Raw genomic sequence first — 20,978 nt, 5'->3', positions numbered from 1 at the left:
GGGCCGAACACACACGCGGCGATGGCTGGCTGGTGGTTGACATCGCCGTCCACCCGAGCGCGTTGCGCACGGTCGGCATCGACGCTGCCGACTTCCCTGATCGGTCGGCCGTCGACCCGGGGGCCGTGGTGGTCCTACGCGCGCAGACGGCTCACGGCCCGGAAGCGTCCGTACGACTCTCCGAAGGAACCGCCGTCTTCACCTCAAGCCCGGAGGTGCCACTGGACGAGTTGCTCGCCACCTATGGCGACTGGCCGATGGTGCTGCGCCCCCGCCCGAGGCGTGGCCCGACCAGCCCTGAACTCCCCTCCCGCTGTTGCTGGCCGAACCTGCTCACCCTGGTTCCCCGCGCCTGACGAGGGAGGCTGATGCGGGGTCGAGCGGGGCACCGCCATGGCGGCGGAGGTAGGCCAGAACAGCAAGAACGCGGCGGTGGCCGCTGTCGCCGGCTGACAGGCCGAGCTTGAGGAAGACGTTACCGATGTGCTTGTGGACGGCGTTATCGGTGATGACGAGCCGTTGGGCGATGGCCGCGTTGTCGTGTCCCTCGGCCATCAGCGAGAGCACCTGGCGCTCGCGTACGGTCAGAGCATCGACGGGGTCGCCGTGCGCGATGAGTTGGGCGATGACCTCGGGGTCCATGGCAGTGCCGCCACCGGCCACACGGCGCAGCGCGTCGGTGAACTCCGCGACGCGGCTCACCCGGTCCTTGAGCAGATATCCGATGCCACCCCGGGCATCGGCGAGGAGGCGGCCCGCGTATTCCTGCTCCACGTACTGCGACAGGACCAGGACGGGCAGTCCGGGATGGTCGCGGCGGGCCTGGACCGCGGCCCGGATGCCCTCATCACGGAAGGTCGGGGGGAGGCGCACGTCCACGATGGTGACGTCCGGTCGGTGGGTCTCGACGGCGGCGAGGAAGCCGGGGGCATCGGCCGCGATCATGACGACCTCGAACCCCTGGGAGTTGAGCAGGAGCTCGAGCCCGGATGACAGCAGGATGTTGTCCTCGGCGATCACTACGCGCACGGCAACTCCACGGTGACGACGGTCGGCCCGCCCGGCGGGCTGCTGATCTTCATGATGCCGTCCAGAGCGGCCGCGCGGCGGCGCATTCCGTCCAGGCCGGACCCTCGGGCGGCGTCTGCTCCGCCGGTCCCGTTGTCAGTGACCACCGCGCGGAGCAGCGCGCCGCTGCGGGTGACGCGAACCGAGGCCCGGGTGGCCCGGCTGTGTCGGGCGATGTTCGCCAGTGCCTCGGTGACGGCGAAGTAGGCGACCGCCTCGACCGCTGCGGGGACCTCACCGAGCGGATCGATGTCGATGCGGGTCGGCACCCCGGCCCTGGTGGCCAGGGTGCCGAGCGCGCCGGAGAGGCCCTGGTCGGCCAGCACCGGTGGATAGATGGTGCGGATGACGGAGCGCAGCTCGGTCATCGCGTCCTCGGTCTCGGTGTGGGCCTGCCGCACCAGGATGGCGGCCGCATCGGGGTTGTCGGAGAGGCTTTCGCCGGCGACGGCTAGCCGCATGGCGATGGCCACGAGCCGGGCCTGGGTGCCGTCGTGCAGGTCTCGTTCGATCCGGCGGAGTTCAGCACTGTGTGCCTGCAGAACGTCCGTACGCGTTCGGGTGAGTTCGGTGACGCGTTCGACCAGTTGCTCCGCGGGCGACGGCGCCAGGATCGCGAGGCACCACCGGGCGTGCGCTCGGGCGAGCGGCGGGAGGACGACGGCGGCCATGACCGCCAGGGATACGAGATTCACCGCGCCGAGCGGCAACGCAGTGCCCCAGCTGGTGATGCGAAAGCTGATGACGGGCAGCCAAGGCGCCGTGGGAAAGGCCCACCACAGCACCGTGATGACGGGCGTGAGGAGCAGACCGCCCAGGCAGAGCAGGGCGAGGGCGCCCGCCGGCAGGCCGGTGACCACCTGTGTCACGAGCCAGCCGAGATTGCGACGGGCGGCGCGCGGGCGCGGCCCGACCGACTGTCCCAGCAGCGCCTCGGCCCACCGGCGATGCCGCTCCGTCCAGGGCTGTACCAGCGACGGAACGCACAGCAGGGGCGCCGCCACGAGCGTCACTGCCGCGGCTACCAAGGTGCCCAGCAGGTACCGCCCGCTGCGCCAGGTCCTGAACCACCACGCGCGGCCTGCGCCGGGTATGCCGAGCACCTGGACCTCTGTTTCCGTTGCCGTACAGGAGGGTTGTGGGAAGCCCCACGTGATTCACCCTAGATAGCCAGCTGGCCCCGCGGCACTACAGGCAGCTGTACCTCTCGTCCGGGAGCCAGGGGTAGCGACCCGCAGCCGACGGCTACCTAGCGTCAGGGCTATGGCATCCACGAACCCGGCCACCGCGCCGCACCATCCGAACGCCCTCCTGCCCGGTCAGCCCGATCGGCCCGGTCAGCCCGCCCGATCAGAGCGGCCCGATCAGCCCGGTCGGCCCGGTCGGCCCGGTCGTCAGCACCACCCCACCGGCAGAGGATGGTTGGCCGCAGTTGTGGCCGTCCTCGTCGTTACGGGCGCGTCCGTCGCCGTCCAACCGCCGGCCGCCGCACACGAAGCGACAGCGCCCAGATACGGGCAGGCTGACCTGCGCCGCGAGGTCGACGGCATCCGGGCCCTGGGGATCACCGGCGTCCAGGCACGGGTGACCACCAGCCCCGGCCAGGACCTGGTCGCCACCAGCGGCGTCGCCGAGGCGGGCGCCGCCCGTCCGGTGCCCCGCAACGGCTACTTCCGGATGGCCAGCACCGGCAAGCCGCTCGTGGCCACCGTGGTCCTGCAACTGGTCGACGAGGGCAAGCTGGCGCTCGACGACACGGTGGACCACTGGCTGCCCGGCCTGGTGGACGGAAACGGCAACGACGGACGTCTGATCACCATCCGCGAACTCCTCCAGCACACCAGCGGCATCCACGACGACGACCTCCCCGGCTACGCCACCCCGCAGGAGTACGACGAGCGCCGGTACGACGCTTACACGCCCCAGCAGATCGTCGCGCTGGCGATGAAGCACCACCCGGACTTCCCGCCCGGCACCGGGTGGAGCTACTCCAACGCCGGCTACGCCCTGCTCGACATGATCATCGAGAAGGCCGCAGGTCGCCCTTGGCATCAGGAGGTCAAGGACCGCGTTCTGCAACCGCTCGGCATGGACCACACCTACCTGCCGGGCAGCACCCCCACACTCCGCGCTCCACACGCCGACGCCTACCAGGTCTTCCCCTCCGGCGAACGGGTCGACGTCACCAAGGTGGTCCTCCCCGACCCCGGCGACTACGTCTCCACCAGCGCGGACGTCAACCGCTTCTTCCAGGGCCTGCTCGGCGGCGAACTGCTGCCCCGGGCAACGCTGGCCGAGATGGAGCAGACCGTTCCGGTCAACGAGAAGATCCAAATGTTCTGGCCGCAGGGACGCTACGGTCTCGGCCTGGTCGAGCGGCCACTGTCCTGCGGCGGTAGCTACTGGAGCCACGAAGGAGGTGATGGCGGGTACATCACCCTGAACGGCGCCACCGCCGACGGCAGCCGCGCCGTCACAGTCTCCATGTCCACCGCCCTGGACGACTCGCCCGCCCACGCGCTCCAGCAGGAGCAGGCCGCCAGCAGCCTCGTCGACCACGCGCTGTGCGACGCCCCTGGCACCAGGCGGGACAGCTGACGACCGTCCCGACATCCGGGCACGGCGCAGGAGGGAAACGGGAAGAGCCAGATTGACGGAATATCGGCTGTTCATGCTGATCGCTGATCACATGTCAGGCCACCGCGCCCGCGACGGTCCCCGGGCACAGCACGGACACCAGGGCACCAACGCACCAACACACCAGGGCACTACTGACACCCACTCAGCAGCGGAGGCCTCAGGGGATCACGATCACCGGGCGATTCGCGCGACGGGCCAGTCGCCCGGCCACCGAGCCGAAGAGCCGACCGAGCAGACCGTGCGTGGTCCCGACCACGATCGCGTCGGCGGCGTACTCCTTGCCGACCTCCTCGATCTCGTGGCAGATGTCGCCGCCGCGCTCGACCAGGATCCACGGGACACCGGCCAGGAAGTCCGCGCAGGCCAGCTCCAGGCCGAGAACCTCGCTGCGGTGGTCGGGCAGGTCGACGAAGACCGGCGGCTCACAGCCCGCCCAGACGGTCGCGGGCAGACGGTTGGCCACGTGCACGATGACCAGGCCGCACCGGGAGCGACGAGCCATACCCACCGCGTAGGCGAGCGCACGCTCACTCGACAGGGAGCCGTCGAATCCGACGACCACGCCGTGCTGGAACGCCGGATCGCACGACCGGATCACCTCTGACTGAAGACCGGGCGCCTCGCCACCGAGCGGAGCGGTCTGCTTGGAGTGCCGGGACTTCACGTCGCCTCCACCATCCTCGCCGGCACCGGGCGCGGTGTCGGCACCTTCCGAATCCCCCGCCGTGGCGGCCGCCGACTCCTCGCGGCGCTGCCGTGGCCTGGGCCAACCCCGGCGCGCCTTTGCGCCGCCGGGAGGTGACTGCGGTGACTGGGCTGACTGCGGCGCTTGCGCTGCCTGCTGTGATCCCGTGGAATCGGGTTGTGAACCCGCGGACGAGAAATCCGCCGCACCGAGAATGCGGAACGGGTCCGCAGATCGGGGAGACTCAAAACCGGCCATGAATCGAGACTCTTCGAGTGAGATGGGCCGACAGGAAGGACAGCGCTGCCCAGGCGGCAGGCCATTCATTGGCACGTGGTCGGTTGAGGCCGAGCGGCACCGTAAGTGACCTGTTCCTTTCAGAGTACGACGAGTGGACGCAGCCGCCCAGCCTTTGCGGCCCAGTACGACAACGATCCCGCTAATGGCGGCGGCGCGAGGTTATCGGCACGCGCCCCGTAACGGCCGGATCACGCCCCGCCTGCTCGCGGTTCCCTGGAGCTTGCCTGACGGAGTCTGTCGATGCAACAGGTCGGCCACACACCGGACGTACGGAGTTCAGGTACCAGCGAGGTGGCACGAGACTCCTGTGACAGGAGGGGCGACCGTGAGACTGCGCCGAGGCAATCGTGAGCCCGCGTGCTTCCTGCGGCCGGTCGGCGCTGGCAGCATGCACGGCATGCCGCTGCTCCTGCTCGACCTCGACAACACGCTGCTCCCTCGTGACGCCGCCTACCGCGCATGGGCCGCCGGGCTGGTGAGCGACTTCGGACTGCCACCGAGCGAGGTCGACTGGCTCTGCGTCATCGACGGCGGCGGCTACGTCCCCCGCGACACCGTGCTGAGCGCCGCGCGGCGCCGGTACGGCCTGGACCTGTCCCTGGAGGGCCTGCTCACGCACTACCGCAGGGGGATCAATTCTCATATCAGCTGTCCGAGTTCTCATACCCAGGCGCTCCGGGCCGCGCGGACGGCGGGCTGGACGATCGCCATCGTCAGCAATGGCGGGACCGGCCCGCAGCTGGAGAAGATCCGGCGCACCGGGCTGAGTTCGCTGGTGGACGCCTGGGTGGTGTCGGAGGAGGCCGGCTGCGCCAAGCCGGACCCGTTGATCTTCGAGATCGCCGCCCAGCGCTGCGGGCTCAGCCTGGCCGGCGACCGGGCCGCCGAGGCCTGGGTGGTGGGCGACCACGGCCCCGCCGACATCGCGGGCGCCGAGCTCGCGGGCATCCGCAGCGTCTGGTTGCGGCACGGCCGCCCCTGGTCGGAGCAGGCCTACCGCCCCACTCTCTGCGCCTCAGGCCTGCCCGAAGCGATCGCCCTGGTCCTGGCGGACCGGGAGTTGAACGGCATGACGGAGACGCTGCGGACGGACGGGAGCGATCGATCGGCCAGCTCACAGGGCGAGCCGCTGACCGGGCAGGACCGGTCGATGACCGACCGGGGGCGCTCGGCGACCGGGGTGGACGGGTCGGCGTCGGCCTGGGACGAGACGGAGCCCGTGCGAGGCGGGCCGAACGAGCGGGCCGTCGTCGTCGGTTGATCCCGTTCGAGTGTGGACGGGAAAGCCCGTCCGGTGGGCCCGGGAGGCCGTTCAAGTGTGGAGGCGGCAGGAACTGCGGCCGGCCGCACCGAAAGCGAGACGAATGGGCGCCGGAGCAGCTGCCCCTCGTGCGTCTGTCGTTGCCGACATCGGCGCGAGCCTGCGGCCAAAGGACTTGCAGCCATGGAAAGGGAGGGGATGAGCCGACGAAACGATTATTCGTATGACAAGCGGTTTGAATACAGCGATGTTGCAGTGTGCGATCTTTCCCACAGATCAAGCGCACCGAAGAGAGTCGGGCCGGAATGTCCGCCCTGGGCGCGCCGTGGCCTGTTCGAGCCGGCTGCCGCGTTCGCCGTCCGGCCTTTGCCACACTCGCAGTCCGACCTCTGCCGCGCTCGCCGTCCGACCCCTCGCGAGCGTCACCGCTACCGGCTCGCGAGCGCCTGCTGCCCAACCGCCCGGCTCCGGGCCCGGGCACCCCACTCCCGCCCCACTCCCGCCCCGCACTCCCAGCCCCTCGCGAGCAGGGCGCTCGACCCCGACCCGACGGGCGCACGCAAGCACCGCACGCCCCGGCTGCGCAACGCCTGTTTTCAGTCAGCTTCGGTCCGCCGGACCACAGCTGGTGATACCGGCAGGCCACCAGGCCCCGGGAGCGCGCGGATCCTTCGGCGCGGCGGATCCGCCGTACAGCAACCAGCCACCGCACCACCCGCCCCCTTCCCAGAGGGGTCGACGGGTGCCACGCTTCGTGATCGAATGCATCACGCCAAATTGCCATGTCGACATAGCGTCGGATGGTGAACTTGTCACAACGGCAACGGTCCACCCAGTAGATTCGATCTTGTTGCGCAGCACCGCATCACCACACCACACCACCGAGGGGGCTTGGGCACCTTGAACAGGGTGAGCAGGAGCGAGACGGGTCCTGACAGCGGCCAGTCCCCAGTAGGCCGGGCAGGCCGCGCCTCAAGAAGCGTGCCCCCACTCACCCCGCCGTCCCATGCCACCGCTTCGAGTCCCGCCCCGTCCGACGGCGGCACCCTGGGTGGATACGCCGACAACGCCGTCGGGCATGCCGTCAGCGGCGCCGGACAGAGCGTCAGTACGGCTGGATCCGGTGCAACCGGCACCGGCGGACACATCATCAGCTCATCCGGACACACCGTCAGCACCGCCAGCACCGCCGGACACAATCCGGCCGCCGGCCTCGCCGGCGGAGCGAGCGGCGCCATCGGCGGCATGGGGATCGCCGGCGGCGTCAGTGGCGTCAGTGGCGGCGGTGGAGGCAGTACGGTCGGCGGACCGGGCGCGGCGGGCGGCGGCCCGTCGTTGGCCGGCGTGCCGCGCAAGCTCGCCGGCCGACGGCGGCGCGAGACGGTGGCCGTGCTGATCTTCAGCGGGGCACCGATCTTCGAGAGCTCGATCCCCCTCTCCGTCTTCGGCGTGGACCGCCAGGACGCCGGGGTCCCGCGCTACCGCCTGCTGGTCTGCGCGGGCGAGGACGGCCCACTGAGCACCACCGGCGGCGTGACGCTGACCGCCCCGTTCGGCCTTGAGGCGCTCGCCCGGGCGGGCACCATCGTCGTCCCGGCCTGGCGCTCGATCTCGCAGCCGCCGCCGGTCGAGGCGATCGCGGCCCTGCGCAAGGCCCACCACGAGGGGGCCCGGATCATCGGGCTCTGCACCGGCGCCTTCGTGCTGGCCGCCGCCGGTCTGCTGGACGGACGCCCCGCGACGACCCACTGGATGTACGCGCCGACGCTGGCCAAGCGGTACCCGCGGGTGCACGTCGACCCGCGCGAGCTCTTCGTGGACGACGGCGACGTGCTCACCTCGGCGGGGACGGCGGCCGGGATCGACCTCTGCCTGCACGTGGTCCGCAGCGACCACGGTGCCGAGGCCGCCAACGCGCTGGCCCGCCGCCTGGTGGTGCCCAACCGCCGCAGCGGCGGCGGACAGGCGCAGTACATCGACCAGTCATTACCTGAGGAGATCGGCAACGACCCGCTCGCCGAGGTGGTGACCTGGGCGCTGGAGAACCTCAACCAGCAGTTCGACGTCGAGGTGCTGGCGGCCCGTGCCTACATGAGCCGGCGCACCTTCGACCGGCGCTTCCGCACCCTGACCGGCAGTGCCCCGCTGCAGTGGCTGATCACCCAGCGGGTGCTGCAGGCGCAGCGGCTGCTGGAGACCTCCGAGCTGTCGGTGGACGACGTGGCGCGGCGCTGCGGCTTCCGATCGCCGGTCGCGCTGCGCGGGCACTTCCGGCGCCAGCTCGGCGTCTCCCCCGCCGCCTACCGGACCACCTACCGGGCTCGCCGCCCGGCCTCGGGTCCGGCCGCCGGCGTGCCCCCGCAGGGCCTGCCGTCGGAGCGGACGGGCGGGGTGGTCGGCGGGGCGGCGAACCCGGCGGCCGGGGTCGGCTTCGGCGCCGGGGCGTATCCGGCGGGCGCGGCGACCGGTCCCGGGCTGGTCGGCGCGGCCGGCGCCGGCCCGGGCGGGTCGCCCGGCGGACCCACGGGCCAGCCCGGGTTCGGAGGGTCCGGGGGGCCCGGCGGCTTCGGCAACGGAACCGGGGGCATTGGAGCCCCGGGCGGGTCCGGGGCCGGTCAGCCGCCGGCACTGCCCGCGCCCGGCAAGAACCGGATCAGGCCGCTGGTGCCGCCCCAGCCGGGTCCGGCGACCCGCCGGGGTCCGGCCGGACAGCCGCGACTGGTCGAGCACGCGGTGGCGGAGGACGGCCACTCCCAGCCGAGCGCACGCGGCACCGGCTCGGGGCACCGGGCGGAGCGGCCCTCCACGGACCGGCCCTCCCCGGACCGCACCGAGCGGGCCGACCGCACCGAGCGGCTTGTCGGCGGCGCCCCGGGCGGCCCCGGTCCGGTCGGCGGACCTCGCGGGGTCGCTGGGCGCGGCGCGGCGGGCCGGATCGGCCTGACGCCGGGTCAGCCCGGTGGCGCGCGGGCCACCGCCGCACCGGGCCGCTCCCGCGCCCAGGCGGCCGCCGAGCAGGCGGCGGGCCAGGTGCCGGGGCATCCGGCGGCCCGGGAGCGCCTGGTCCGCCGGGACGCGCTGCGCGACCCGGCGGCCGACGGCACCGTGGAGCAGCGTGAGGCGCGGCCGCCCGAAGCGCCGTCAGCGGCCGACTCGGCCGACTCGGCCGCCGGGGCGTAACCGGTCGGGCCGGGCGGCAGGCATGGCCGCCCGGTGCGGGCGGCAGGGCAGCGGGGCAGCGGGGGGCGTCACGGCCCCCCGCTGCCGGCACCCCATCGCGGTCGCCCTGCCCGACGCCCTGCCCAGCGCCCTGTCCGGCGCACCGCGGGCCGCGGGCCGCGGGCCGCGCCAGACCACCGCGGACCTGGCACACGCCTACCGCGCACCGGCCGACCACGGGAGGCGGCCGCTCGTAGGCCGCGGCTCGTAGACGGCCACCGCTCGCGAGAACCCGGCTCGGCCACCCGGCGGCTCGGTGGCGGCAAGCGCGGCCCCGGCACTGCCCCAGCGGCGGCAGTGCGCCGTAGGGTGGCTCATGTGAACGACCGTTTGGTATGGATCGACTGTGAAATGACCGGCCTGGACCTTGAGCGCGACGCGCTGATCGAGGTCGCCGCCCTGGTCACCGACTCCGAGCTCAACATCCTCGGGGAGGGCGTGGACGTCGTGATCCGCCCGCCCCAGGAGGCGCTCGCGACGATGCCGGAAGTGGTGCGCGCGATGCACACCTCCTCAGGCCTGCTGGAGGAGCTGGCCGACGGGGTGACGATGGCCGAGGCCGAGCAGCTGGTGCTCGACTACATCCGCCTCCACGCGCCGGAGGCGGGCAAGACCCCGCTCTGCGGGAACTCCGTGGCCACCGACCGCGGCTTCCTGGCCCGGGACATGCCTGCCCTGGAGGGCCACCTGCACTACCGGATCGTGGACGTCTCCTCGATCAAGGAGCTGGCCCGCCGCTGGTACCCGAAGGCCTACTACAACAGCCCGCAGAAGGGCGGCAGCCACCGGGCACTGGCGGACATCCGGGAGAGCATCGCCGAACTGCGGTACTACCGCGAGGCAGTGTTCGTCCCGCCGCCCGGCCCGGACGGCGATGCCGCGCGGGAGATCGCCGCGAAGCACCAGCTGCAGACCGGCTGATCCCCGCGGCCGTGTGGCGCCGGTCACGGTCGGCGCCGCACAATCACCGTCCGCCCTGGTCGTGCTGGGAAACCCTGGCGCGAGCACCCGCTCGGATCCTGTAGAGTTCTTCCTGTCAGCGCGGGAACGCGCGAGACAGATGGTGGGTGTAGCTCAGTTGGTAGAGCACCTGGTTGTGGTCCAGGTGGCCGCGGGTTCAAGTCCCGTCACTCACCCCATCAGACCGAGGGCCTGATCTCCAAATGGAGATCAGGCCCTCGGCCGTTTCCCCGTCAGCCCGCGCCGAGCTGCGCGGCAGCCTCATCCGAACCAGCTGCCGACTCCCCCTGCCCCGCGAGGCTACCGGCAAGTAACATGACGCCCATGACCTCTCCCACGATCGGCCAGATGCTGGCCGCCACCGTCCCGATGGCCCGCACCCTGAACCTGGAGTACCTGGAGACGACCCCCGAGCGGGCCGTGCTGCGGCTGCCGGATCAGCCGGACTTCCACAACCACGTGGGCGGGCCGCACGCCGGCGCGATGTTCACGCTGGGCGAGTCGGCGAGCGGCTGCATCGTGCTGGCGGCCTTCGGTGACCAGCTCTCACGGGCCGTGCCGCTGGCCGTCAGCGCCGAGATCGCCTACAAGAAGCTGGCGATGGGCCCGGTGACCGCCACCGCGACGCTGGGCCGCCCGATCGCGGAGATCATCGCGGAGCTGGACGCGGGGCAGCGGCCCGAGTTCCCGGTCGCCGTGTCGATCACCCGCGAGGACGGCGCGGTGACGGGCGAGATGAGCGTGCTCTGGACGCTGCGCCCGAACTCCTGAGCTCTGCCTGCCGTGCCATCAGATCGGCCGAAAACCGATGCTGCCGGGCCCGATGGTTGACGGTGCGTCAACGCGCGGCGTGACCTGGCGGCGCCGCGGCTCGTTCTCCCCTCACGTGCGAGCCAATCACGCGTCCCCGGCGCCAGAGCCATCGCCCCTCCCGCCGCCCCTGCCGCCGCCCGCCCGGGTGGAGCAGGTGGCGCCCCGGGTGCCGGAGCAGCGCCGAGGGGGCGGAGGCCGGCGATCGGGACCGCGAACACTGGCCGCGAGCGGGGCGGTGCTGGCACAGGTCTGGGGGCTCGGGATCGGCGCCGCGCACGCGGCCGGCGGCCCGCCGGTCGAGGCCCCGGCCCGCGCGGTCGGGACGCGCAGCGCCGGTGACGCGGACGGGTCGAGCGCCGGCAGTGCGGCGAGTACCAGCAGCTGGGCGAACGGAGCGAGCGGTCAGGCTCGTAGGAGCGGCCGCCCCGGGGGAGGCCCCGGCGGGACGGGCGGTGCCGATCGCACGCTCCGGCGCGGCGGCGCGGCGCCGGAGCCCGGGGGCGGAGCCGCCGAGGCCGGACACGAGCCCGTCGGCGACAGCCCCGGCACAGGCCCGGGCGCAGGCGCGAGCCCGGATGCCGCCGCAGTGCCCGGGGTGCTGGGAGCGGCCGGGCTCGACGGCGCGGGCAGCGGCGTCGACCAACTGCTGCACAGCAAGATCCGGGCCGGTGGGCTGCCGCTACCCGGGCAGGCGACAGCGGTGCCGGACGCGTTCGCGCTGGCCGGGATGCTGCTGCCGACCGTGCCGCCGCAGGCGCGACCGGCAGCGGGTCGGCAGCCGGACGCCCCGAACGGGCGGGCCCCGTCGTCGACGGAGGCCGGCGGGCGGGCCGGGCGGGACGTGACCACCGGCCGGACTCCGGCGGCCGCGCGGGGCGGTGAGGCCGCGGGGGACGGCGTGTCGGGGGAGCCCGGCCCGGCGCCGGGCGGCGGTGGAGGCACACGGGCTGACGGGGCGTCGGACAGCGGCCTGCCGGCCGCCGGGGCCGTGGTGGGCGCCTCAGGCGCCCACGATGTCGAGCTCGCCGCCTCCAGGGACGGCGGTCGCGCCGGCGTGGGTGGTGCGGCCCGGCCCGGTGGTGGCGCGGCAGTCGTGGTGAGCGGAGCGGAGCCGGCCTCCGGTGGCGGCCCGACCACGGTCGGCCACCCGGTCGCCCCGGGGAGCGCCGTCGCGGGGCCGCTGGCGGCCACGGGGACCGAGGACGCGGTGCTGATCCCGATCGCCGCCGGGCTGCTGCTGACGGGGGCGGCGATGTACAAGCACCGCGGGCTGCCGCGCGGACACTGACCGGGTCACCGTTCCCGTTCCCGCTCGCCCCGCGCCGTGCGCACCCGGCCATGCCCGCACTCCGCCGTTCCTGCGCCAACTCCAGCGCCGGCGCCCACGCCCTGCCCCCGGGCGCTGCGGCCGGATCGGCCTCGGTCCTAGCTGAAGGTGTCCGCCGGCGGCTCCGGGGACCGGGCGGCCGAGGCGTCGGTGGCCACCGGCGCGCCCGCCGGGAAGGCGGCCAGCTCGCGCCCGTGCTCGACCCGGCCCAGGCTCGCGTCCGTCGCGGTCCGGCGGGTCAGCTCGGCGATCGGCAGCGGGGTGTGGGCCGCGACCAGGATCAGGTTGCCGAAGCGCTTGCCGCGCAGCACCGCCGGGTCCGCGATCAGCGCGACCTCGGGGAAGACCGCGAGCAGGGTGGCGACCTGGGAGCGGGCGAAGGCGAGGGCCGATCCGTCGGTGATGTTGACGGCGTAGCGGCCGCCGGGGGCCAGCGCACGGGCCGCGAGAGTGGCGAACTCGACGGTGGCGCAGTGCGCGGGAACCCGGGCACCGGAGAAGACGTCGGCGATCACCAGCTCGGCGCTGCCCTCGGGAGCACGCTCCAGCACCGCGCGGGCGTCGCCGCCGCGGACCTTGATCTGCCAACCGGACTCCAGCGGCAGCTCGACCCGGATCCACTCGGTGAGCGCGGTGTCCAGTTCGGCGACCTGCTGCCGCGAGCGCGGGCGGGTGGCGGCGGTGTAGCGGGCCAGGGTCAGCGCGCCGCCGCCGAGGTGCAGGACCCGGATCGGCTTGCCGGGTTCGCCGGCCAGGTCGATCAGGTGGCCGAGGCGGCGCTGGTACTCGAAGGCCAGGCGGGTGGGGTCGGCCAGGTCGACGTGCGACTGCGGCGCGCCGTCCAGCAGCAGCGACCAGGCCTGGGGGTGGTCCCGGTCCGGGATCAGCTCGGCGAGGCCGAACTCGGTGCGGTGCGAACGGGGCCCGGTGGCAGCGGGCGGCAGCGGCCCGGCCCCGGAGGTGGTGGTCGGCCGCCTGCGCGGGGCTCGTTGCTCTCGTCCCATGGAGCGAAGTATCTCGCGTGGGAGCGGGAGAACGCGCAGGTGGGCGGGAGGGATGGGCCGGCGCTCAGCGCTCAGCGCTCAGCGGTCAGCGGCCGGCGGTCAGAACGGGGCGAGGCCGCTCGCCGTCAGGGTGCGGGCGGCCTCGCAGAGCCCGGAGCGCAGCACCCAGGGATCGGTGGGGGCCGCGGCGGCTTCGGGCCCGGCCGGGGGGACCAGCCAGCGCGGGTCGGTGGCGGTCAGCGGCACGGCGCCCGGCGCGGCGGCGGTGCCCGGCAGGTGCCAGCGTTCGGCGGTGCCGCTGGGGACCAGGAAGGAGAGGGTGGCGCCGGCCGCCCCCTGCGCCACCGAGCCGCAGGCCCGGCGCAGCCGCAGGATGTCGACCGTCTCCAGGCCCAGGCGCAGCGGAACCACGACGGTGTCGTACCGCTGGGCGGTGCTCGGCACGGACGCCCGACCGCCCGGCGCCCGGGACTCGGCGGCCGGGCCGAGGAAGCGCGGCGGCTCCCCCGGGCGGAGACTGCGGTACTGCGGCATCCCGGCGACCATCATGTGGGCCCTCCTGGTTCGGTTCGCTCCTTGCACCCCTCACGTCCGCTTTCCCTCACGGCCGCCTGATCGCCACCGAATCCCTTATCAGCCAGGGGAAACTGAGGATCCGTCAGTGAGACAAGTGAACTGATGGTATGAATGCGACGAGAGCGGGACGATGGACGGGTGGTACGTCAGGGACGACCCCCGGTCGCCCGATATCAACACAACGGGTCGGGGGCTCGATTGGCCACGGGGCGTCTTGCAGCAAGCCATGGCATTTCATGGCAGATGTAACGAGATATGTCTGCTTTGACACCAATTAGCGCCCAATCTCCCGCAAACCCATCGTGAGGCTCCGGTGACAGCCGGTACTGTCGGGCCGTCGCCTCACCGGGCCTCACGGGCCCGTCGAGGCGCAGCCGTCCGCCCCGCACCGGTCGGCGACACCCCGCACCGCCTGAGCCCGGAGCGCACCATGGCCCCCGCAACCGCCGTGCCCACCCCCAACACCGCGATGCGCGAGCTGCGCGGCGACCTCTCCCCCGGTGAGTTCGCCACGGTGATCCGACGTGCCGCGCGGCAGATCGGCGAACACGTCTCCTGCGACGCCCGCTACATCGGCCGGATCGAGACCGGCACGATCCGCTGTCCCAACTACGCGTACGAGCGGGTGTTCCGGCACATCTGGCCGGACCGCTCGCTGGCGGACCTCGGCTTCTCCCCCCGGACGGCCGTGCGCGGCCGCTCCGCGCCCCACCCCCCGCACCATCTCGACGAGGAGAACGACGACGTGCGTCGCCGTACGTTCCTGAGCGGCGGCCCGACCGCCCTGGCCACCGTGCTCGGCCTGGACGCGCCGCCCCGGGCCGCCACCGCGCCCACCGCGCACTTCGAGCCTTCCGGGCTCGCCGCCCTCCCCCTGCCACTGCCAGGCCCGCTCCCGCTGCCCGCACCGCGCCGGGTCGGCAGCAGCGACGTCCGGTACGTCGAACAGGCCGTGCGGGACATCAGGTCGGCCGATGACGCGCACGGCGCCGACACCCTCTTCGAGCGGGCCGGTCAGTCCCTGCGCACCGCCTACCTGCTGCTCAACGAGGGCGAGTACTCGCTGGACACCGAACGGCGGTTGCAGTCCACGGCCGGTGAACTGGCCATCTCGGTGGGCTGGCTGGCGCACGACTCGCAGCGGCTGGCCGACGCGCGTTCGTTCTACGCGGAGGCGCTGGCCACCGCCCGGATGGCGAACGACCCGGCGCTGGAGGCCCATGTCTTCTGCAACAGCGCCTTCCTGGCCCGGGACGCCGGGCGGCCCCGGGAGGCGCTGCGGGCCGCCCAGGCCGGGCAGAGCGCGGCCCGCCACCTGGACTCCGACCGGCTGCTCTCGCTGCTGGCCATGCGCGAGGCCGGCGGCTGGGCGGTGCTGCGGGACCGGGACGCCTGCGAACGGGCCCTCTCCCGGGCGCACCTGCTCTTCGAACGGGGCGAGAGCGAGGCCGACCCGGAGTGGATGTCGTTCTACGGCGAGGCCGAGATCGCGGGCCTGGAGGCGCAGTGCTGGTCGGCACTGGGCGAGTGGGACCGGGCGAGCGACCGGGCGGCACTGGCGACAGCGCTGCAGGAGCCGGCCTTCGTGCGCAACCGGGCGCTGTACACCGCCGAGTTGGCCCACGACCGGCTCGGCCGGGGCGACCTGGCCGGGGCGGGCGAGCACGGCAGCGCGGCGGTGGCACTGCTCGGCCAGGTCCGCTCCGCCCGGATCCGCGGCATGCTCGCGGAGACCGCGCGGCGGCTGCGGGGCTGCCACGCGGTGAGCGAGGTCGGGGCGTTCCTGGCCGGCTACGACAGCGCGGTGGCGGCCGCCTGACGGCCGGGCGGTCAGGCGGTCAGGCGTTTGGTCAGGCGGTCAGCGTGTCCAGGTGGCTGTGGTCGTTCCAGATCTCGATCGCGGGCAGGCCGTACTCCCAGGACAGCACCGAGAGCGCCGCGGTGCCGAGCTTGAGCCGCTGGCCGTACTCAGGGGCCAGGCCCAGCCAGCGGGCCGCCAGCACCCGCAGCAGGTGGCCGTGCGCGAAGACCAGCACGTCCCGGTCGGCGGCGTGCATGGTGGTGGTCTCGGGGTGCGGAGCGCCGTGGTCCTCCTCGATGCCGGCGAGGAAGGAGTCCGCCCTGGCGCCGACGTCCGAGAGCTTCTCACCCTCGGGGACGCCGTCGCGCCAGATCAGCCAGCCCGGCTGGTCGTGCTCGCGGATCTCGGCGCCGGTGCGGCCCTCGTAGGCCCCGTAGTCCCATTCGAGCAGCTCGGGGCGGTCCACCGCGCGGCTGCCGAAGCCGGCCAGCTCGCAGGTCTCCCGCGCGCGGGAGAGCGGGCTGGTGTAGACGTCGGCCTCCGGCAGGCCGTTCCAGGGCGCGCGGCGCAGCCGGGCGCCGACCGCGCGGGCCATCTGCCGGCCCTCCTCGGTGAGCGGGATGTCGGTCCGGCCGGTGTGCTGGCCGCTCGCCGACCAGGCGGTCTCACCGTGGCGGACGAGGATCAGACGAGCGGGCATCGCGGGCTCCTGAGGGCTGGGCACCGGTACGCGGGCCGGCGCCAGGTGTGGTGGGGGCACTGCCATGATTCCCTACCCGCCGGTTACCAAGGGGTACCCCCCGGCCCGGAAGCGTACGGGGACTGCTCGATGTCGGGGACTGCTGGATGTCGGGGACTGCTCGATGTCGGAGGCCGCCTCGGCCCAGGGGGCGGGGGGAACCGGATTGTCGGTGGCGGGTGCGAGACTTGCGAGCACCATGAACGTCTCGCTCACCGATCAGGCCCGGCGGCTGGCCGCACTGCGCGGCGGCGCCGAGCAGCGCGGGCTCGACGCCCGGGCGCTGGCCGCCCTCGCCGCCAATCCCGGCTGCCGCCGCCGGGCCCTGCTGGACGCCGCGGGGGTGGACAAGGGCGCCGTGGCCGGTCGGCTGGGCCGGCCCGCGCCGTTCGGCCGCTCGCCGTTCGCGATCGCCCGCGGCACGGTCTTCGAGGCCCGCCTGAAGGCCGACGACTGCGCCGCGTTGCTGGAGCCGCTGCGCCGCCACCTCGGCCTGCCGCCGGGCGACGGGGACCGCCTCAGCACCCCCGACCTGCTGCCGCGCTCGGGCCCGGCCGTGCGGGCGGCGCGCACCGGTGAGGCGCTGGCCGAGGCGGTCGCCGCCTCACTGGCCGACCCCGGGGCGTGGACGCTGCTCGACCACCCGATGCTGCGGCTCACGGTGGCCGGCGCGCCCGCCTACCTGGAGCCGGACGCGGTCGTGGTGCACGGCGGCCGGTGCACCGTGGTCGAGGTGAAGTCGTTCCCGGTGCTGGACGGTTCGGCCGACCCTGCGAAGGTCGGCGCGGCCGCTCGGCAGGCCGCGGTCTACGTGCTGGCCCTGCAGGAGGCGGCCGGGCAGGACGGATCCGCCGGACCCTACCGGGACCAGGCGCTGCCCGGCAGCCCCGAGCTGACGGTGCTGCTGGTCTGCCCCAAGGACTTCGGGCAGCGGCCGGTGGCCGCCGCGATCGACGTCCGGCGCGAACTGGCCACCACCCGGCGGGCGCTGGCCCGGCTGACCCGGATCGAGGAGCTGCTGGCCGCGCTGCCGCCCGGGACCACCTTCGACCTGGCGCCGGACCAGGCCGGGCAGCCGACCCGGCCCGCGGCGGAGCTGGCCGCCGCGGTGGACGAGGTGCCGGCCGCGTACGGCCCCGAGTGCCTCTCCGCCTGCGAGCTCGGCTTCCACTGCCGGGCACAGGCGCGCGAGGCCGGCGCCGTCGAGCAGATCGGGCGCGGGGTCCGGGCGGACCTGGGCGACCTGCGCACGGTGGGCGCGGTGCTGGCCGCCTGCGCGACCGGGCCGTGCGGCGCGCCCCCTCAGGGCCCGGCGCCCCAGCACCACGCGGCCCAGCACCACGCGGCCCAGCACCACGCGACCGAGGACCCGGCGGCGGAAGACCCGGCGGCCCAGGACCCGGCGGCCGAGCGGCTGCGGTACGCGGCCCAGCTGCGGGCCGAGGCGCTGGCCGGCGCCGGCACCGCGCACCCGACCGGGGTGCCGCGGTGAGCCTGTTGACCACGCTGGCCCGGCTGGAGGCGATCCGCAGCGGCCGCGCCGAGCCGCTGGCCACGGTGCGCCACCGGCACCTCGCGGAGCGTCCGATGGTGCTGGTCCCGCTCGCCACGGCGGCCGAGGACGGCGCGCCGCTCGCGGTGCTGCTCGGCACCGAGCGGGCCGAGCCCCGGCTGCACATCGTGCCGCAGCCGCTCAACCGGGACGGGCGGGCGGGCTTCCTGGCCGAGCTGGCCGAGGAGCTACTGCCCTACCTGGAGTCCTTCGCCGAGGCGGTCGAGCTGATCGAGGGCTCGGAGAAGGACCAGGCGACCGGCGAGAAGACCCTGACCACCCGTGAGCTCTGCCTGGACGCACCGCAGGTGATCGTGCCGAACGCCGGCTCGGTGCGCCACCTCGCGCTGCTCGGCCGGGCCACCCGGTTCCGCCGCACCGCGGACGACCCCGAGCCCGGCCCCTACCCCGCACCGGCCCGGGTGCCGCTGCTGGGCCGCTGGCTGACCCACCTCACCGACCGCGCCCAGGTGCCGGGCACCAGCCTGCTGCTGCCGATGACCGGCCTGCTGGCCCGCCACTGGGCGACCGGGCAGAGCCTGCTGGAGGACCAGCACCTGGCCGCGCAGCTCGCCTGGCACGACCCGCCCGCCGGGCTCGGCGGCGCCGGGGCCGCCGAGCTGGCCGAGACGGCGCGCGGCGCGGACGGCCAGCTGCTGCACCCGCCGGCCGGCCCGGCCACCGATCCGCGCTTCGACGAGAAGCTGCTGGCCCCCGCGATCGCCCGCTACGACGCGGCGCAGAACGCCCTGCGGCAGGAGCGGCCAGGTGCCGAGGCCGCGGTCGCGGCCGGTGTCGCGGAGTTGCGCGCCCTGCTGCTGCACGTGCTGCGCCCGGCCTGGCTGGACGTCTGGCGCGGCCTGGACATGCTGCGCGCGCTGCCCGAGGGCGCGCACGTGGCGGGTCGCTGGGAGAGCGACCGCTGGTCCTACACCGGGCACCGGGACCGGGTGGCGGCCGGCGAGCCGCCGCAGCCCCGGCTGGACGACGCGGTCACGGCGGCGCGCAAGCTGGCGCAGCGCGAGCGCGAGCAGGTGCGGCTCGACGTTCAGGAGGCCCTGGACGACCCACTGGCGATGGCCGAGCGGCGGCTGGCCGGTGAGGCGTTCAGCGGTGTGGTGACAGAGCTGGTCCTGGAGTACGACACCAGCGGCCGGTCGCCGAAGCCGCGCCCGCTGCTGACGGTGCGCACCACCGACCGCCCGCACGCCGACCCCGGCCGCGAGGTGCACCGGGCCGGCGGTTCGCCGCGTGCGGAGGCCGGAGCGGGGCCCGCCGCGCAGAAGGCCGAGGTGGTCGCCTTCGACGCGGCCACCGGGCTGCTCACCGTGCGGGTGCTGAACGGGATGGGCCGCCGCAAGGAGCCCGAGCCCGGGAGCCTGCCGGAGCCGGGCGAGCCGGTCACCTTCACCCTGTTCGAGCTGGCACCGCGTCAGTCCGCGCCGCTGCCGGAGCCGGACGACACCCCGTGGACGCACGGCGGCCCCCCGTCGGTCGCCCAGAGTTCGACTCCCGTCGTCGAAGAGTGGGCATGAGCAGCACTGTGAGCCTCCTGACCCCGCAGCCCCCCACCCCGCCGTCCGCCGCGGCCGCCGCCGACGCGGCGGTGTCCGCGATCCTGGACGCCACCGTCCGCCCCGCCCCCGGCGCGCCGCGCGGGGTGGTGGTCGACTCACCGCCCGGCGCGGGCAAGTCGACGCTGGTGGTGAGGGCCGCCAAGGAGCTGGTCGGGGCGGGCGAGCGGCTGATGATCGTGGCCCAGACGAACAGTCAGGTGGACGACCTGGTCGACCGGCTGGCCGCGAAGGGGCCGGAGCTCACCATCGGCCGGCTGCACAGCGGCGAGGCCCGACCGGCCGCCGAGGCCCTGCGGCACGCCAACGTGACGGCGAGCAGCAAGCCGGCCGACCTGCTGGAGCTGGACGTGGTGGTCTCCACCGCGGCCAAGTGGCAGTGGGTCAAGGACGTCGAGCCGTGGCGGCACGCGATCGTCGACGAGGCCTACCAGATGCGCTCGGACGCGCTGCTGGCGGTGGCCAGGCTCTTCGAGCGGGCGCTCTTCGTCGGTGACCCGGGCCAGCTGGACCCGTTCACCGTGGTCGGTACCGACCAGTGGACCGGGCTCTCCTACGATCCGTCGAGCAGCGCGGTGGTCACCCTGCTGGCGCACAATCCGGCGATCGAGCCGCACCGGCTGCCGGTCTCCTGGCGGCTGCCGGCCTCGGCGGCCCCGCTGATCTCCGAGGCGTTCTACCCGTACACCCCGTTCCGCTCCGGGACGGGCCGGGGCGACCGGCTGCTGCGGCCGGGCGGGCGGGCCGACGGCAGCGCGGTGGACGCGGCGATCGACGAGGCGGCCGAGCACGGCTGGGCGCTGCTCGAACTGCCGGCCCGGCACACCGTGCGGACCGATCCGCAGGCGGTGGCGGCGGTGGCGGCGCTGGTACGCCGGCTGCTGGATCGAAACCTGGTGGCCGACTCCGAGCAGGGCCGGGTGCCGCTGACCGCGGGGCGGATCGCGGTCGGCACCGCGCACCGCGACCAGGCGGCGGCGGTGCGGGCCGCGCTCGGCGCGCTCGGCGTGCCGGTCGACCCGGCGGCCGGCCCCGCGGTCAGTGTGGACACCGCGAACCGGCTGCAGGGGCGCGAGTACGACGTGACGGTGGTGCTGCACCCGCTCTCGGGGCGGCCGGATGCCACCGCGTTCCATCTGGAGACCGGGCGGCTGTGCGTACTGGCGTCCCGGCACCGGCACGCCTGCATCGTGGTGGCCAGGGCCGGCATCCCCGAGCTGCTGGACGAGCACCCGGCCACCGACCCGGTGCAGCTGGGCAGCGCGATGCGGATCCCGGCCGGCTGGGCGGAGAAGATCGGCAACGAGGTGATTCCACTGCTGGAGCGGGTCGGGGCGCAGTTCCCGGACGGCTGGGAGGCCAACTACCGGGTGCTCCAGCACCTGGCGGAGCACCGGGTGTCCGGGAGGTAGCGAACGGGAGCCGGGCCCCGGGCGCACGCCCCCCGGGGTCCCGCACG

Annotated in this window: 16 protein-coding genes, 1 tRNA gene and 1 pseudogene; 12 read left to right on the top strand and 6 right to left on the bottom strand. The window is 74.3% G+C overall.

The genetic code is table 11. The features are described 5' to 3' along the window. Positions 1-32 precede the first annotated feature (32 nt). Entirely contained in the window at positions 33-356 is a 324-nt protein-coding gene (locus tag OG455_RS26120; RefSeq protein ID WP_266297687.1) for a hypothetical protein, read from the top strand. On the opposite strand, the gene OG455_RS26115 is transcribed toward OG455_RS26120, so the two are convergent. Together OG455_RS26115 and OG455_RS26110 are read right to left on the bottom strand one after the other, a co-directional pair. Next, on the bottom strand, positions 334-1,029 hold the full coding sequence (locus OG455_RS26115; RefSeq protein ID WP_266297685.1) for a response regulator transcription factor: 696 nt from the start codon (positions 1,027-1,029) through the stop codon (positions 334-336). The genes OG455_RS26120 and OG455_RS26115 overlap by 23 nt on opposite strands. Beyond that, complete coding sequence (locus OG455_RS26110; RefSeq protein WP_266297683.1) at positions 1,020-2,072, bottom strand: sensor histidine kinase; 1,053 nt, start codon at positions 2,070-2,072, stop codon at positions 1,020-1,022. The genes OG455_RS26115 and OG455_RS26110 overlap by 10 nt, the downstream gene beginning before the upstream one ends. Before the next feature lie 418 nt (positions 2,073-2,490). Between OG455_RS26110 and OG455_RS26105 the strand changes: the two genes are divergently transcribed. Beyond that, a complete protein-coding gene (locus tag OG455_RS26105; RefSeq protein WP_266297681.1) occupies positions 2,491-3,666 on the top strand; it encodes a serine hydrolase in 1,176 nt (391 codons plus the stop codon). 199 nt (positions 3,667-3,865) lie between these two features. Here the strand turns inward: OG455_RS26105 and OG455_RS26100 are convergent, their stop codons facing one another. Further along, positions 3,866-4,372, bottom strand: a complete 507-nt coding sequence (locus tag OG455_RS26100) for a universal stress protein (protein ID WP_266297679.1) — start codon at positions 4,370-4,372, stop codon at positions 3,866-3,868. Between the two features lie 718 nt (positions 4,373-5,090). Between OG455_RS26100 and OG455_RS26095 the strand changes: the two genes are divergently transcribed. From OG455_RS26095 to OG455_RS26070, 6 genes and pseudogenes are all read left to right on the top strand, one after another. Continuing rightward, positions 5,091-5,954, top strand: a complete 864-nt coding sequence (locus OG455_RS26095) for an HAD family hydrolase (protein ID WP_266297677.1) — start codon at positions 5,091-5,093, stop codon at positions 5,952-5,954. 1,335 nt (positions 5,955-7,289) lie between these two features. After that, positions 7,290-8,285 (top strand): annotated as a pseudogene (locus tag OG455_RS26090) (helix-turn-helix domain-containing protein); the annotation flags it as partial. Positions 8,286-9,491: 1,206 nt separating this feature from the next. Further along, positions 9,492-10,094 (top strand): oligoribonuclease, encoded by a 603-nt coding sequence (orn, locus tag OG455_RS26085; RefSeq protein ID WP_266297675.1) that lies wholly within the window; start codon positions 9,492-9,494, stop codon positions 10,092-10,094. A gap of 142 nt (positions 10,095-10,236) precedes the next feature. Further along, positions 10,237-10,312 (top strand) — tRNA-His (locus tag OG455_RS26080). Between the two features lie 145 nt (positions 10,313-10,457). Then, positions 10,458-10,904, top strand: a complete 447-nt coding sequence (locus tag OG455_RS26075; protein WP_266297673.1) for a DUF4442 domain-containing protein — start codon at positions 10,458-10,460, stop codon at positions 10,902-10,904. A gap of 628 nt (positions 10,905-11,532) precedes the next feature. After that, a complete protein-coding gene (locus OG455_RS26070) occupies positions 11,533-12,234 on the top strand; it encodes a hypothetical protein (protein ID WP_266297671.1) in 702 nt (233 codons plus the stop codon). A 137-nt stretch (positions 12,235-12,371) separates the two neighbouring features. Here OG455_RS26070 and OG455_RS26065 read toward each other — a convergent pair whose 3' ends face one another. After that, positions 12,372-13,277: a spermidine synthase gene (locus OG455_RS26065; RefSeq protein WP_266297669.1), complete on the bottom strand. Its 906-nt coding sequence runs from the start codon at positions 13,275-13,277 to the stop codon at positions 12,372-12,374. Between the two features lie 99 nt (positions 13,278-13,376). Continuing rightward, the gene (locus OG455_RS26060; protein ID WP_266297667.1) at positions 13,377-13,826 is read right to left on the bottom strand and encodes a hypothetical protein; all 450 of its coding nucleotides are present in this window, start codon (positions 13,824-13,826) and stop codon (positions 13,377-13,379) included. A gap of 457 nt (positions 13,827-14,283) precedes the next feature. Here OG455_RS26060 and OG455_RS26055 point away from each other — a divergent pair, with 457 nt between their 5' ends. Then, positions 14,284-15,672, top strand: a complete 1,389-nt coding sequence (locus OG455_RS26055) for a tetratricopeptide repeat protein (RefSeq protein ID WP_266297665.1) — start codon at positions 14,284-14,286, stop codon at positions 15,670-15,672. 31 nt (positions 15,673-15,703) lie between these two features. On the opposite strand, the gene OG455_RS26050 is transcribed toward OG455_RS26055, so the two are convergent. Next, entirely contained in the window at positions 15,704-16,354 is a 651-nt protein-coding gene (locus tag OG455_RS26050) for a histidine phosphatase family protein (protein WP_266297663.1), read from the bottom strand. A gap of 238 nt (positions 16,355-16,592) precedes the next feature. Here OG455_RS26050 and OG455_RS26045 point away from each other — a divergent pair, with 238 nt between their 5' ends. The 3 genes from OG455_RS26045 to OG455_RS26035 are packed head-to-tail and all read left to right on the top strand — an operon-like array spanning position 16,593 to position 20,931. After that, positions 16,593-17,885 (top strand): hypothetical protein, encoded by a 1,293-nt coding sequence (locus OG455_RS26045; RefSeq protein WP_266297661.1) that lies wholly within the window; start codon positions 16,593-16,595, stop codon positions 17,883-17,885. Further along, positions 17,882-19,480 (top strand): hypothetical protein, encoded by a 1,599-nt coding sequence (locus tag OG455_RS26040; protein ID WP_266297659.1) that lies wholly within the window; start codon positions 17,882-17,884, stop codon positions 19,478-19,480. Before OG455_RS26045 ends, OG455_RS26040 begins: the two co-directional genes overlap by 4 nt. After that, on the top strand, positions 19,477-20,931 hold the full coding sequence (locus tag OG455_RS26035) for an AAA family ATPase (RefSeq protein ID WP_266297657.1): 1,455 nt from the start codon (positions 19,477-19,479) through the stop codon (positions 20,929-20,931). Before OG455_RS26040 ends, OG455_RS26035 begins: the two co-directional genes overlap by 4 nt. The last annotated feature ends 47 nt before the right edge of the window (positions 20,932-20,978 follow it).

The sequence above is a fragment of the Kitasatospora sp. NBC_01287 genome (assembly GCF_026340565.1).
Taxonomy (GTDB): Bacteria; Actinomycetota; Actinomycetes; order Streptomycetales; family Streptomycetaceae; genus Kitasatospora.
The sequence above is the reverse complement of the archived record's forward strand: the minus strand, read 5'-3'. Positions and strand labels throughout refer to the sequence as shown.